Origin of the sequence: Acinetobacter sp. T_3_1, assembly GCF_025377055.1 — a bacterium.
In the GTDB taxonomy this organism is placed as follows: domain Bacteria; phylum Pseudomonadota; class Gammaproteobacteria; order Pseudomonadales; family Moraxellaceae; genus Acinetobacter; species Acinetobacter kookii.
Genome location: NZ_JACHVD010000003.1, coordinates 140,924 through 155,651 on the forward strand (window position 1 = coordinate 140,924; position 14,728 = coordinate 155,651).

A 14,728-nucleotide genomic window follows, 5' to 3' on the forward strand; every position below is an offset into this window, starting at 1 on the left:
GAGTGTTTAACCGTATTGCAATGACGTTACTGTGTGTAGCAAGTTTATCTGGTTGTGCAAGTTTTATCTCTAGTGGCACAGGATCAGCCCCGGTGGGTACAGAAAGTGGCGCCCGTTCTCTTGGACAGGTGTTTATTGATTCCTCAATCGAACGTACCGCTAAAATCAATTTATATAAATTAGACAGTCGTTTTAAACAATCCCGTGTCAATATTGAAAGTTTTCATGGCAATGTATTATTAACCGGTCAAGTGCCAGATGCGCACTTGAAACAGCTGGCGGAAGATAATGTCCGTGCCATGAGTGATGTGAAAACCGTGCATAATTACATTGCTGTCGGTAACCAGATTGGTTATGGCACCATTATGCAAGATACCACTGTGACGGCAAATACGCGTGGCCTGATTATGAAAGCTGTGGTGGTGTCTGACAGTAAAGTGCGCATTCACACCGAAGATGGTGTTTTATATGTGATGGGGCGTTTAAACACGGCTGAAATTAATGATCTGAATCAGGTGCTGCAACAAGTCGGCAACGTGACTAAAATTATTACTTTAATTGATAATATTGAGCAATCGCGTGCCATGACTTCAAGTTTTAGTAGTCCTGTCGTGAATGCACTGCCGGTTGAACAGACACCGGTGGCTATTGATCCGGATCAAGCAGAGCCAACCTATGCTCAATAAGGTTGTACAAACAGTTGGTAAAGAAATTCAGCAAAAAGTCGAAAAAGTGAAAATATTGTACAAGGATTTTCGCCTTTACGATTTTGGTAGCTATGCCCTGAACCGTTTAACCCCGCGTAAAGGCTATACGGTCACTGAAAACATTGCCTATGGTTTAAAAGCCCGTCAGCGTTTAGATATTTTCTCTGCTGCATCTCCTCTAGAGCATCGGCCTTTAATCGTGTTTGTGCATGGTGGGGCATGGCTGCATGGAGATAAAAAAGATTACCGTTTCGTGGGTGAAGCCTTTGCCAGAGAAGGCTATGATGTTGCGGTGATTAATTATCATCTTGCGCCCGAGCATGTATTTCCCAGTTATATTGATGACCTGAGTTTGGCATTAAACTATTTGACCCAGCATCAATCCAGATACAATATCCAGACTGAAAAAATAGTGCTGATGGGGCATTCTGCCGGTGCATTTAATATCATGTCGGCACTTTATCATCCGACACCTTATCCTTTGCAATGCCGCAGCCAAATTCGTGCCATTATTGGTTTGTCTGGGCCCTATCATTTTGATTATAAAGATGATCCGATCTGTGCAGATGCTTTTGACCAAAGCGTGCCTTATCAGCAGGTGATGCCTTATTATTTTGTGGAAACCAATACGGTGCGACATTACCTGTTTTTAGCCTCCAATGATCAGGTGGTCGGCCATAATAATTCAGAAGATTTACATCGGATTCTGCAGGAAAAGGGCAACCATAGCCAGATGATTACCATCCCGGGTACTGGACATGTGACTATTATGGGTTCGGTTTCCAGTTTGTTCAGCCGCTATTTCCAGACCAAGAAACAGATTTTGGCGGTTCTCGATGAAGCACTAAAACCTTGATTTAAAGCCATTCATGGGTGTCATCTGCCACAGGATGACCTTCTGTAATATGTTTAATCATGGCATAGGCAATACTGCCTTTAAATGGAATTTCAGGCAGTTGGTCAAATTTAAAGAATCGCGCATCGCTAATCTCTTCTTCTTGTAACTGAATGTCGCCAGAAGCATATTCAGCACGGAAGGCGAGCATCAGGTTACTCGGAAAAGGCCAGGGCTGGCTGGCAAGATACTGGATATTTTTGAGTTTTAAGCCCACTTCTTCAAAAGTTTCACGGCGTACTGCTTCTTCCAGGGTTTCTCCTACCTCAACAAAACCGGCAATCAGACCGTACATATTCGTTTTGTTTTTGGCATTTTTAGCCAGCAGAATTTCATCTTGACCACGGGTAATCACGGTAATGACACAGGGCTGTACCCGTGGATACTGATGATAACCACATGCTGGACAAACCATGGCATATTCAGTCGCATGGGCTTCAGTTGGATGTCCGCAATGACTACAGAACTTGTGGTTGCGGCGCCATTCTAACAGCTGGATGGCACGACTGGCGGCTTCGAATTGTTGGGTATCCCAGAGCGTTAATAATTGACGGATGGGCACCAGTTGCAAGCCGACAGGAATAGGCTCATTTTCGAGAAGGTCACGGGCAATCACTTGATTGCCCATGTTGAAGTGAAGGTCACTTGCTAAACGTTCTACCCGAGGGAGCTGAAAGTTTTCATCGACTAAAAGTTGATGCTGATGGAAGATATAGGCAAGTGACAATTCGGACATTAGGCAACAGTTTTCAGTTTTTCGCTACTTTGCAATGCTACATCAAACATCGACTGCAGGACAGGCTGTTTTGATTTTAAATTGTCAATCAGCATGTCGGCACTGGCTAAGGTGTCGAGGATGTGGTTGATTTGTTCAGCAGTGATCGTTGCAGAATTTTCAATTTGCTGTTGGATAAACGTTGCAGCAGTGTTCAATGAAGTCTGACCGGATGGGGCATTTAAGAACAGCAGGGCACCACCAATTTCACGCAATTGGGTTGGAATATTCTCAAGCGCAGCCAGATTTTGATCTTGCATGTACTGCATCAGGATTTGGCTGGAAAGCTCAGTCACGGCTTTGGTTTCATTGAGTAAAGCTTCATGCGCTTCATCTAAACGGTCCAAAGAGATGTTCATGTTATGGACACGAAGCTGTAAACGGCTTGAAGTGTGATGACGTTCCAGAACACCAATCGAATTCATTGCCGATAAAATGCAACTCATCAATTGCTGAGCAAAATTTTCATCTTTCAGCACTTCAGCCTTGTCCAGCAAGTTGGCTTGGCGAGATAAATCGTTGAAAGCTTCACTCAGATTCAATACTTTGAAAATGTTGGCAAGACTGATTAATTTGTCCTGTAATTCCTTCGTTTTCTCAGCTGTCATGTTTTGATAGTTGAACTCGATGTCATTACGAATTTGTGCCATTTCTGCGGTCACAAGTTCACTAATGGTATGCATGGTATCAAAATCAGGTCCATAGAGATGGCGGCTAAATACCTGCAATTGGGTATCGGTCAAATGATCTTCACCAATGTTTAGCTGGCTACGGATATGTTGAGCCGTCTCATCTTCCTGACTAATACACAAGCTTAAGATGTTGGCTAGATCAGACAGACTTGGCTTGAAGCGATCTGGAGCACTAAAATATTGTGCCATATTGCGTTCAATACCGATCAGGGTGCGTAAACGTGCATCATTGATCAATAAATGGTTCACCTGATTAAATGCCACATGCACCAGATTCCAGTATTGTTTGCTTGGCGTATTTTCTGCCAGACCTGCCAAATAGGCACCGACCAGTTTGATCGCCTGCAGGTCAAATTCAGTTTCTTCCTGTTTCAGCAGCTTGTTTAAAGACAGTTTGTACAGGCGATGTACATATTGTGACTTTTCCAGACTTGGTGCTTGAGGCAGCTTAAAATCAGGAGTAATACAGTCCAGTAATGGCTCGATATACTGACCTTCATGGCTAATCGGTTTACCCAGCACAATTTCCAGACGATTCAGGGTTTCGAGCAGGAATTGTGGAATTTTAACTTCGCGTAAGCAAATAAATTCGATGTAACGTTTCAACATGGTGGTGCCTTCACTTAGGGCCACCACTTCCTGAGTATTAATTTGCGCAGGATTCTGCATAATCTTGCGCATTAACTCTGCTGAGTACTGGGCAATTTTAGCCAGACTTTGCATATCAATGAGCGCAAGCACCTGGGCACATTGTTCAAACTGATTTAGTGCATCGTCAATACCAAAGGGTAAAGTGTGGTCTTCTGCCAAAGAACTCACCGCTGATTCAACTAATTTAATGGAGTTATCAACCTCATTTTTTATTATCAGCAATGCAGTCGGGTCAAAATGAATAGAGGTTTGGTAAGAAGACATGGATCTGCACCTTTCCTAGTGTTTTATCTGTTTATGAGTAGCCCGTTCAAGGCCAAACTTCTTTACGTTTAACTATAACGTAACTGTTAAACGTTTAAATACAAAAAACCACTAGAAATGTAGATTTTATTTTGCAAAAAGACAAGCTGTTCCATGTTTTTCTTCAAATTGTTTGACCCAATTCTCATGTTCTGCTAATTCTTCGGCTGAAGGTAAAATCACAGGCAGCTCTATTTGTACAGTGGAGCGGGCTGCTTGACTCTGTTGTTGCTCGGCTTCGGTCAGGGTATCCATATCGAAAGACACCTGACCGCCGGTCATGGCTAGGTAGACATCAGCCAGAATTTCGGCATCGAGTAAGGCACCGTGGAAAGTACGGTCACGCTGCGGAATTTCATAACGGCGCACCAAAGCATCGAGAGAGTTCTTTTGTCCCGGGTGCTTGTTCTTGGCCATGGCCAAGGTATCGGTCACTTCACAGACTTCCGATAAGGTCACAAAGCCTGCACGTTTGAACTCCATATCGAGGAAGTTCATATCGAAGGTGGCATTATGCGCAATAATTTCTGCACCTTTTAGGTAGTCAAACAGCACATCGGCAATTTCTGCATAAAGCGGTTTGTCTTTCAGAAACTCATCTGAAATACCGTGAATATTTTCAGATTCACCCACCGGTTTTTGCGGGTTGATATAAATATGAATCGAACTGCCAGTCAGTTTGCGGTTGACCATTTCAATCGCGCCCACCTCAATAATCCGGTCCGTGTCCTGAAAATAGAAACCGGTGGTTTCGGTATCCAGAATTAGCTGGCGAGGACCATGAACTTCTTTGCTTCGTGGCGTAATCATGATATGCGGGTGCAGGGGTTTATCCGAAGCAGTCGTAATGTTAGGTACAATCGTGTCCAGATCTTCACTTTGTTCCTGCATACTATTTGCCTGATCGGTTTCTTGTTCTGTGTTTTCTAACAATGTGCTTTCTAAGACTTCACTTTCTGAAGGCTCATTTACTAAAGACTCATTGTCTAAAACTTCGCTGTCATCTTGCAGCTCGGCTTCCATCAGGTCAAAACCAAAGGGGTCATCTAATAGCCAGTCCTGCTCAGCTTTTTTTTTTATCCAGCATGTCGGCTTGTTCTAAAACAGTTTCGGCAGATGACAAGAGATTTTTCATGGCTGTTAAGGTTTGATCGGCACCCTGGTTGGCCAGTTGATCAGCCATCTCATTGCCTGGATGTCCGGCATGGCCCTTAATCCAGTTCCATTCAATGTCACGCCCCTGACAGGTCGCATCCAGTAATTTCCACAGGTCCGGATTTTTGACATCTTTCCAGTTTTTCTTTTTCCAGCCATGAATCCATTCGGTGATGCCTTGCTTGACATACTTGGAATCGGTCCAGATGATCAGTTTGGCATCGCGCGGACAAAACTGAATACCTTCAATTGCCGCGGTGAGTTCCATGCGGTTATTGGTGGTTTCCGCTTCTCCGCCACACAGTTTATGCTTTTCCGATTCGGTAATGATATATGCACCCCAACCGCCTAAACCAGGATTGCCGCGACACGCGCCATCGACATAAAGAGTGATTGTTTGAGCCATATAAACCAAATCCGAACGCTATAAAAGAGAGTCAAAATAAACCAGGTAACTGGCATATTGTATAACGCAATTTCACTTTAAAAATGTATTACACGGTTATTTTTTAAATTCTTGTAACATTTATAGTGAAATCGCGCTAAATTAATCCCTTGTGTCTACCCCATGCTTCACTACAATGGCAGATCTAAAAAATAAATTTTATACGAGTTGTTTGGATTTTTTTATGTATAAACCAACCGCGATTTTGTGGCAGCCAACCTTACCCAATTTTTTAAAAATAACAGTACTGGGTTCAGCTTTAGCTGCATTAGGACTGTCAGGCTGTTCTTCAAGCCAGAGTGCGACACATGGCTCAAAATCGAAAATGGTGGGTTCATCCGGATATCTGGATGCCGACAGCTTGGATTCATTGGAAGATTTATTGTCTGCTACAGACATGAGCGCAGTAGAAGGCGATCGCCTGCTGATTTTAAAACATGGTGATGTCTGGAAGCGTATGACCGTCGGTTTCAAGATGGATCATAGCCATTGGGATGCCCGTATTGAAGCACAGCGCGGCTGGTTCATTTCCCGACAGCCTTATCTGGACCGTTTAAGTGCCCGTGCTTCACGCTATCTGTATCATACCGTGAAAGAGGCGGAACGCCGCGGTTTGCCGACGGAACTGGCTCTATTGCCGATTATTGAAAGTTCCTATGACCCTGCTGCGACCAGTAGTGCAGCCGCAGCCGGGATGTGGCAGTTTATTCCAAGTACCGGACGGATTTATGGTTTAAGACAGACCAGTCTGTATGATGGTCGTCGTGATGTGGTGGAATCGACCCGTGCAGCCTATGAGTTCCTGGGGGGCTTATATAACCAGTTTGGTTCATGGGAACTGGCCTTGGCGGCTTACAATGCGGGTCCGGGGCGGATCCAGCAGGCGATTAACCGCAATAAGGCAGCCGGTTTGCCTACAGATTACTGGTCACTGAAACTGCCTCAGGAAACCATGAACTATGTGCCACGCTTCCTGGCAGTGGCACAAATCATTAAAAATCCTGGGGCCTATGGGGTGTCTTTACCTCCGATTGCCAACCGACCACACTTTAGAGAAGTTCCGGTAGGGCCGGTAAACTTAAATGAAGTTGCCTCCATTACCGGTTTAAGCCGCGCCGAGCTATACCAGCTAAATCCAGGGCATCGTGGGGACTGGGTTGATGAGCAAAGCCCGATGAAGATCATTATTCCTGCGGATTTAAGTCCTGCTATTGATGCCCGGCTTAAAAAGTTATCGCCAAGTTCTGGGGCGTTATGGGCAAGTACGGCAAAACCTTTTACTCCGGAAAGAAGCAATCCGCCTGAGCTCAATACGCAAGTGATTAATCCGGCAAAAACAGCGCCACCAGTATTAACCGCCAGTACTTCTACAAGTACTTCTAAAAGTTCTCAGCCAGTGACTGCGGCAAATCCTGTGACAGTCACCAAGCCTTCAGGTACCAAACGTGTGGCTACGCCTCAAGGCTCTGATGCCTTGGCATCTTTTGCTGCAAATAGCGATATTCCAAGTGCACCACGTATTCCTGTTGCGGTGAGTCAGGTGGCGAATGTCAAGCCTGTGACGGTAGAGCCTCCATTGTCTGCTGCTGAGCGCGAGCAGATTATGGCGGCAGTAAAAGCGGAAGGTGAAAATAAAACGCTAGAACAGGTACTGCAACCGGTAGCCAGTAAAGCTGAACAGGAAAAAGTCGTTGCAGAAATTAAAGCCATTGCACCGCAAGGCACCGAAATTGTCGATCCCTTTGACGGCAAAATCAAGTTAACGGCCATTCAAACCAGCCTGTCGGTCGCTGAACAGCAAGGCAAGGAGTTAACCAAAGGTTTTGCTTATCCCAAAGGGGTGGCGGAAAGCACCAAGCCTGATTCAGATGAAGCCAAACGTAACCAGGGCAAAAACTACGTCAAGACCGATTCAGAAGTGGTGGTGATCCCACCGAAAGGAAAACGCAGTACCTATACCGTTCAACAGGGCGATACTTTAGCCGTCATTGCCATGAAAAATGGCCTGAACTGGCGTGATGTGGCGAAATGGAACCAGATAGATCCAAACTCTCCGCTGTACGTGGGAACCAGTATCTATTTATATGATGCCAAACCACAAAGCGAGAAAAATACCGAAACATCATCGGGCAAGTCTAAAGCACAGCCTGAAACTTATGTAGTGCAGGCCAATGACAGCCTGACCGGAGTGGCCAGCCAGTTTGGCTTGTCGGTGAAACAGCTGGCAGATTTCAACAACTTATCGGTCAGCAGCGGTTTGCGTGTGGGGCAAAAATTATCGTTAAAAGACACGGCACAAAATAATTCCGATCTTGTTGAAAGCAAAAGCAATAATTCAAAATCTGCTGCTAAAGTGAAAACCAAATCTTATGTGGTGAAACGTGGCGAATATCTTAAACTGATTGCTGACCGTTATGCCTTGTCCAATCAGGAGCTGGCCGATTTAACCACCGGTCTGACTGCGGGCAGTAGTTTAAGGGTGGGGCAAAAAATTAATGTGCCACTGCATGAAGTAGACAGCAAGCCAGAAGAAAAAGCGAGTCCGGTTAAAATAGATCCGGTAGACATTGAGCCAGCCTATAAAACGGAAAGTTATCAGGTGCAACGTGGCGATACCCTGTCGAGCATTGCAGGCAAATCGAAAATTTCCTTAACCGAACTGGCGCAGCTGAATAAATTATCCAGCAACAGTGGCGTTCGGGTAGGTCAAACCCTGAAGATTCCTGCAAGTTCAACTGTTCCAGAGAGTTATACCGTGCAATCCGGGGATAGCCTGTCTGCCATTTCTGCCAAATACAATTTAGGCATGGATTACATTGCCAATATCAACGGCATTAACCGCAATGCTGGCTTACGTGTGGGTCAGCGTTTGAAACTGACGGGTGAGGAGCCGGTCGCAGCATCAAACAAAGTAGAAGCGAAAGTTGAAGCAAAAATTGAAAAAGTCAGCTTTGAAAAGAGTGATAGCCATGTGGTTAAACCGGGCGAGACTTTAAGTAATATTGCGAAAAAATATCATTTACAGCTGGATTATTTGGCAGCATTGAATGGCTTGACCCGCAATTCAACGGTCCGTATTGGACAGCGTTTAAAAATTGAGGGGGATCTACCAAAGCTGGACGCTAAAGTGGATGAGCCTATTGCAAAAGCAGTGAAGTCATCTAACAACACCGATGGGTATACCGTGAAATCGGGTGAGTCTTTAAACGCCATTGCCAGTCGGACAGGGGTATCGGTTGCTGAATTGGCAGCGATGAATGGTCTTAGCCCTCGTTCCGGTTTACGTGTCGGCCAGCAGATTGTTATTCCTAAAACTGTGGTTGAATATAAAGTCAAACGTGGCGATACCCTGATTGGCCTCGCCAACCGTTATGGTCTGGAAAGCTCGAAACTTGCGGAAATGAATGAGATGCAACCCAATAAACAATTGCGAATTGGTGATGTGATTAAAGTTCCAAACTTATAATAAATGCAAAGACAGGGAGTCATTTAGATGTCATTTGCCAGGGCGAAATATTGGGGTTTTGCATGGGGGCTCAGTCTTTTGACCCAGGGGCTATGGGCTGCGGTGCAGACCACGCCCTATATTGCGGTACATAGCCAGCCGAAATATGCTGGCTTGTTGGTCATGCCCTATGCCAATGCCCAAGCGCCTAAAGGCGGCTATTTAAGTACTGCCAGCAATGGCACGTTTGACAATTTAAACAGTATGAATGGCAAAGGCAGCTCAACCGATGGGGTGGAGTATCTGTTTGATTCGCTGATGTCGAATTCGCTGGATGAGCCGGGGGTGATGTATCCCTTGCTGGCCGAGAAAGTGACTTATGATCCCAAGCAGACCCAATATGTCATTTTCCACCTCAATCCCAAAGCACGTTTTAGCGATGGCAGTGCAGTGACTGCCGAAGACGTCAAATTTACTTTTGATACTTATCAAACCAAGGCCAATCCTGGACTGCAAATGTATCTGGCCGATCTGGATAAAACTGAAGCATTGTCCAAATATACGGTCAAGATGAGCTTTAAGTCGGCCAATAATGCAGAGATGCCACTGATTCTGGCGCAGATGCCAATCTATTCCAAAAAAGACTGGCAAAAGAAGGATTTCACCCGGGTCACCATGCAGCCGATTTTGGGGTCAGGACCTTATCTGATTGACCGGATTGATGCCGGTCGCAGCATCAGCTATAAACGCAATCCAAATTACTGGGGCAAAGACCTGCCGGTCAATAAAGGCCGATATAATTTTGACCGCCTGAAATATGTCTATTACCGCAATCTGGACATTGCCTTTGAAGGCTTTAAGTCGGGGCAATATACCCTGCATGAAGAATTTACCGCGCGTAAATGGGTCACGGAATATCGTTTTCCCGCCGTCCAGGCAGGCATGGTAGTGAAATATAGATTCAAGCATCAGAACCCGATTCCGACACAAAGTTTTGTGTTTAATAGCCGCCGCACACCTTTTCAAGACATCAAGTTTCGCCAAGCCATTACTTATGCCTATGATTTTGAATGGCAAAACAAGGCGCTATTTTACGGACAGTATCGACGCTTACAGAGCTATTTTGCCAACAGTGAACTGGAGGCTAAAGGCACACCCAGCCCTGCGGAGCTGGCAATTTTAAAACCCTATCTAGCCCGACTGAGTCCGATTCAGCGGCAGGGTGTTTTGAAAGATTGGAAATATCCGGTGTCTGATGCCAGCGGATTTAACCGCAATAATCTACTGACTGCACGCCAGCTACTCATCAAAGCCGGCTATACCTTTAAAAATGGCCGTTTGCTGGATACCCAAGGCAAGTCGATCCGGATCGAATTTTTAATCCATCAGGATGGTTTACAGCGCACCTTGATGCCGTTTATCCGTAACATGAAACGTCTGGGCGTCGAAGTGGCGATCCGTCATGTCGATGTACCGCAGTATATCGAGCGCATGCGCACCAAAGATTTTGACATGACCACCAACGTGATGCCGCAGTCGCTCAATCCGGGCAATGAGCAGGCACAGTTATGGGGCAGTGCATCGGCAGATCAGCCGGGGAACTACAACTATGCCGGCATTAAAAATCCTGTGATTGATGCGATGGTCCAGCAGCTTATTCATGCACCGAGTCGTGAGCAGCTGGTACTCAGAACCCGGGTGCTGGATCGTTTGCTGCGTGCCGGTTATTATCAGATTCCAACCTATGGTAAAGGTGAAAACTGGTTCGCCTACTGGAACATGTACCATCAACCGAAAGTAAAACCGAAGCTGTCATCGGGCATTGACTACTGGTGGAGTGATGCCGGGCAAGCGCAAAAAGTCACCCAGTATTTACGTCAAAAATAAACAAGAAGTCATAACGCAGGCACAAGGAACGCTGTTTCGATGGGCATATATATATTAAAAAGACTGCTGCTGATTATTCCAACGCTGTTTTTCATTTTATTGATTAACTTTGTGGTGATCCAGATCGCACCGGGCGGCCCGGTCGAGCAAGCCATTCAACAGGCAGAAGCTTTTCAGGGGCTAGGTGCAACGGGTGGCGAAACGGCCAGTGCCAAAAGCAATTATCAGGGTGCGAAAGGTTTAAGTGATGAAATGGTGCAGAAGATTAAAGCTCAATATGGCTTCGATCAGCCTGCACACATCCGCTTCTGGAACATGCTGAAAAGTTATGCCAGCTTCGATTTCGGTACCAGTTTTTTTAAAGACAAGCCGGTCACGCAATTGCTGTGGGAAAAAATGCCGGTGTCTTTATCTTTGGGCCTGTGGAGCACTTTGCTGATTTATCTGGTGTCTATTCCCTTGGGCATTAAAAAAGCCCGCCAGCATGGCATGTTATTCGATAAATCCACCTCGCTGTTACTGGCGATCGGTTATGCCGTGCCTGCCTTTGTATTTGCGGTTTTACTGATTGTATTTTTTGCCGGGGGTTCCTATTTTCAGTGGTTCCCGCTGCAAGGTCTGGTGTCGGAAAATTTCCACAGCCTAAGCTGGCTGGGCAAAATCCAGGACTATTTCTGGCATATGACCTTGCCTTTACTGGCGATGGTGATTGGCGGTTTTGCCGGGCTGACCTATCTCACCAAATATTCCTTTATGGAAGAATTAAACAAGCAGTATGTGCTGGCGGCACGATCCAAAGGCCTCACCGAGTCACGGGTGCTCTATGGTCATGTGTTTCGTAATGCGATGTTGATCGTGATTGCCGGTTTACCGGAAGCGCTGATTGGCATTTTCTTTGTTGGTAACCTGTTTATTGAAATCATTTTCAATCTGGACGGTTTGGGCCTGCTCGGTTTTGAGGCCATTCAACAGCGCGATTATCCGGTGATTTTTGGCACATTGTTCCTGTTTACTTTGCTCGGTTTGGTGCTGCGACTGATTAGCGATGTGCTGTATCAGGTGATTGATCCGCGGATTAATTTTGAATCGCGAGGTGCTGAATAATGTCCCCATTAATGCAGGCGCGCTTGAAACGATTTCAGGAAAATAAACTCGGCTTTGCTTGTCTCATCATCTTTGCCATTATTTTTGCATTGTCGCTGGCTTCTGAACTGATCGCGAATGATAAACCCCTTTTAGTGAAATACGATCATTCACTTTATGTGCCGGTGTTGAAGTCTTATCCGGAAACGACTTTTGGCGGGGTATTTGAAACCGAAGCCGATTATAAAGATCCGGTGGTGCAGCAATTGATTGATGAAAAAGGCTGGGCGATCTGGCCGCTGATTCAATATTCCTACCAGACGCCTAATCTGGAACTGGCAGTACCCGTACCTTCTGCACCGACTGCACAAAACTGGTTGGGCACAGATGATCAAGGGCGTGATGTATTGGCCCGTATTCTCTATGGTTTACGTGTATCGCTGCTGTTTGGCTTTGCCTTAACCTTTGCTTCAGCGTTGCTGGGCATCGCGGTTGGCGCGATTCAGGGCTATTACGGGGGATGGGTCGATTTATTGGGTCAGCGTATTCTGGAAGTGTGGGGAGGTTTGCCGATGTTATTCATGGTGATGATTCTGGTCAGCATGTTTACCCCAAACGTCTATTGGCTGTTTCTGATTATGCTGTTATTCGGCTGGACCACTTTGGTCGGTCTGGTGCGTGCCGAATTTTTAAAGGCGCGCAATCTGGACTATGTGCGTGCCGCACGCAGCCTGGGAGTTACAGACCGGACCATTATGCTGCGCCACATCTTGCCGAATGCCATGAGTTCCAGCCTGTCGCAGCTTCCTTTTATGTTGACCGCCAACATCACCGCACTCACCGCCTTGGACTTTTTAGGCTACGGTTTACCGCCCGATGCGGCATCTTTGGGTGAATTGTTATTACAAGGCAAATCCAACCTGAATTCACCATGGTTGGCACTGTCCGGCTTCTTCACCCTGGCCATTGTCCTATCTTTACTGATTTATATTGGGGAGGCGACACGCGATGCATTCGATCCAAGACGCCAATAATCCGCAAGCCTTGTTAACTGTCCAGCATTTAAATATCCGGCAAGCAGAGCAGGTGCTGGTAGCTGACCTGAATTTTCAGTTGCATGCCGGTGAAACTGTTGCCCTAGTCGGTGAAAGTGGTTCGGGCAAGTCGATTAGCAGTCTGGCCTTGCTGGGGCTGTTGCCCAGTACCTTAAAGATTCAAGGTCAGGCCATATTGGGACAGCAAAATCTACTGGCACTGAAAACCGAACAGCTGCGCCAAATTCGCGGCCAGAAAATAGCCATGATTTTTCAGGAACCGATGACGGCTTTAAATCCCTTGCACAGGGTGGAAAAAATAATTGGGGAAACCTTGTTGCTGCAAGGCTGGTCCAAACAGAAGACCCGGGCACGCATTATTGAATTGCTGCAAGATGTTGGTATTACCGACCCTGAAGATAAATTGCGCCGTTATCCGCATGAGCTTTCCGGCGGGCAGCGGCAGCGCGTGATGATCGCCATGGCACTCGCCTTAGATCCGGACATTCTGATAGCAGATGAGCCGACCACGGCGCTGGATGTCACCTTACAGGCACAGATTCTAAAACTGCTTAAATCCTTGCAGCAAAGCCGCAAGATGGCGATGATCCTGATCAGTCATGATCTTAATCTGGTGCGTCGCTATGCCGATCAGGTCATTGTGATGAACAAAGGCGTAGTGGAAGAACAGGGTAGCGTGGCGGAAATCTTTCAACATCCGAAACAGGCCTATACCCGTGATTTGCTTAATCATGATTTTGGTGAGGCGCTGCACATTCCAGAAGCTGAAAATTTATTGACCCTAAAGCAGGTTGCGGTGAAGTTCCCGATCAAGCAGGGATTACTCAACCGGGTCAAAGACTACTTTGTCGCGGTAGAACCCTTGGATTTGCAGTTAATGCAAGGTGAATCGATTGGCATTGTCGGCGAAAGCGGTTCAGGCAAAAGTTCGCTGGCTTTGGCCATTAGCCGTTTGATTAAAAGTGACGGTGAAATTGTGCTGCTGGGCACCGATTTAAACCGGTGCAATGAAAAGCAGTTACGGCCTTTACGCGCTGAATTTCAGATCGTGTTTCAAGACCCGTTTAGCAGCCTGAATCCGCGCCTGAATGTGGAACAGACTATTGGTGAAGGTTTGGGCCTAAAAAAATTCTCAGCGACAGAAATATCGCAGCGGATTGATGAAGCCCTGGAAAAAGTCGAATTGCCGGTGTCGTTTCGAAGCCGTTATCCGCATGAGCTGTCTGGTGGGCAACGTCAGCGTGTCGCCCTGGCACGTGCCTTGGTATTGAGTCCTAAACTGCTGATACTGGATGAGCCGACTTCGGCGCTGGACCGTACCACGCAGCGCGCGATTGTGAAATTGCTCAGACGCTTGCAGCAAGAGCATCAGATCAGCTATCTGTTTATCAGCCATGACCTGCAAGTGGTCAAAGCCCTGTGTCAGAAAGTGCTGGTGTTGCGCCGTGCACAGGTGATGGAATTTCAAGGTACTGAACAGCTGTTTTTAAATCCGCAAACGGAATATACCCGTCAATTAATCGAAGCCAGCCAGTATGTTTAAAATTACTGACAAGTCATATTGTCAGAAGAGTCATTGACGGATAACGAAATAAGTTTAGGGTATTAAGGCTAAATAAATACAAATACATCGGG

9 protein-coding genes and 1 pseudogene are annotated in these 14,728 nt (G+C 46.2%); 7 read left to right on the forward strand and 3 right to left on the reverse strand.

Annotated elements, in window-relative coordinates:
- The first annotated feature begins 2 nt into the window (after window positions 1-2).
- Both H4I94_RS05565 and H4I94_RS05570 read left to right on the forward strand, forming a co-directional pair.
- Window positions 3-686, forward strand: coding sequence for a BON domain-containing protein (locus H4I94_RS05565; RefSeq protein WP_261182167.1), 684 nt, complete (start codon window positions 3-5; stop codon window positions 684-686).
- Complete coding sequence (locus H4I94_RS05570) at window positions 676-1,563, forward strand: alpha/beta hydrolase (RefSeq protein WP_261182171.1); 888 nt, start codon at window positions 676-678, stop codon at window positions 1,561-1,563. Before H4I94_RS05565 ends, H4I94_RS05570 begins: the two co-directional genes overlap by 11 nt.
- Window position 1,564: 1 nt before the next feature.
- Here the strand turns inward: H4I94_RS05570 and nudC are convergent, their stop codons facing one another.
- The 3 genes and pseudogenes from nudC to dnaQ form a co-directional block, all read right to left on the reverse strand.
- Window positions 1,565-2,338: an NAD(+) diphosphatase gene (nudC, locus tag H4I94_RS05575; protein ID WP_261182175.1), complete on the reverse strand. Its 774-nt coding sequence runs from the start codon at window positions 2,336-2,338 to the stop codon at window positions 1,565-1,567.
- Window positions 2,338-3,984, reverse strand: coding sequence for a chemotaxis protein (locus H4I94_RS05580; protein WP_261182176.1), 1,647 nt, complete (start codon window positions 3,982-3,984; stop codon window positions 2,338-2,340). Before H4I94_RS05580 ends, nudC begins: the two co-directional genes overlap by 1 nt.
- A 126-nt stretch (window positions 3,985-4,110) precedes the next feature.
- Window positions 4,111-5,584 (reverse strand): annotated as a pseudogene (dnaQ, locus tag H4I94_RS05585) (DNA polymerase III subunit epsilon).
- A gap of 223 nt (window positions 5,585-5,807) precedes the next feature.
- On the opposite strand from dnaQ, the gene H4I94_RS05590 reads away from it, so the two are divergent.
- Genes H4I94_RS05590 through H4I94_RS05610 form a run of 5 tightly spaced genes read left to right on the forward strand, consistent with a single transcriptional unit; the run spans window position 5,808 to window position 14,636 of the window.
- The gene (locus H4I94_RS05590) at window positions 5,808-9,089 is read left to right on the forward strand and encodes a LysM peptidoglycan-binding domain-containing protein (RefSeq protein ID WP_261182181.1); all 3,282 of its coding nucleotides are present in this window, start codon (window positions 5,808-5,810) and stop codon (window positions 9,087-9,089) included.
- Window positions 9,090-9,116: 27 nt separating this feature from the next.
- Window positions 9,117-10,955, forward strand: a complete 1,839-nt coding sequence (locus H4I94_RS05595) for an extracellular solute-binding protein (RefSeq protein WP_261182188.1) — start codon at window positions 9,117-9,119, stop codon at window positions 10,953-10,955.
- A 39-nt stretch (window positions 10,956-10,994) separates the two neighbouring features.
- Entirely contained in the window at window positions 10,995-12,059 is a 1,065-nt protein-coding gene (locus H4I94_RS05600; RefSeq protein ID WP_092819919.1) for a microcin C ABC transporter permease YejB, read from the forward strand.
- A complete protein-coding gene (locus H4I94_RS05605) occupies window positions 12,059-13,072 on the forward strand; it encodes an ABC transporter permease (protein WP_261182194.1) in 1,014 nt (337 codons plus the stop codon). Before H4I94_RS05600 ends, H4I94_RS05605 begins: the two co-directional genes overlap by 1 nt.
- Window positions 13,047-14,636, forward strand: coding sequence for an ABC transporter ATP-binding protein (locus H4I94_RS05610; protein WP_261182196.1), 1,590 nt, complete (start codon window positions 13,047-13,049; stop codon window positions 14,634-14,636). Before H4I94_RS05605 ends, H4I94_RS05610 begins: the two co-directional genes overlap by 26 nt.
- Window positions 14,637-14,728 lie beyond the last annotated feature (92 nt).

Bases quoted from the DNA above. Each gene is read 5' to 3' on its own strand.
- H4I94_RS05570 (WP_261182171.1), top strand. From the start codon at position 676: ATGCTCAATAAGGTTGTACAAACAGTTGGTAAAGAAATTCAGCAAAAA.
- nudC (WP_261182175.1), bottom strand. From the start codon at position 2,338: ATGTCCGAATTGTCACTTGCCTATATCTTCCATCAGCATCAACTTTTA.
- H4I94_RS05580 (WP_261182176.1), bottom strand. From the start codon at position 3,984: ATGTCTTCTTACCAAACCTCTATTCATTTTGACCCGACTGCATTGCTG.
- H4I94_RS05590 (WP_261182181.1), top strand. From the start codon at position 5,808: ATGTATAAACCAACCGCGATTTTGTGGCAGCCAACCTTACCCAATTTT.
- H4I94_RS05595 (WP_261182188.1), top strand. From the start codon at position 9,117: ATGTCATTTGCCAGGGCGAAATATTGGGGTTTTGCATGGGGGCTCAGT.
- H4I94_RS05600 (WP_092819919.1), top strand. From the start codon at position 10,995: ATGGGCATATATATATTAAAAAGACTGCTGCTGATTATTCCAACGCTG.
- H4I94_RS05605 (WP_261182194.1), top strand. From the start codon at position 12,059: ATGTCCCCATTAATGCAGGCGCGCTTGAAACGATTTCAGGAAAATAAA.
- H4I94_RS05610 (WP_261182196.1), top strand. From the start codon at position 13,047: ATGCATTCGATCCAAGACGCCAATAATCCGCAAGCCTTGTTAACTGTC.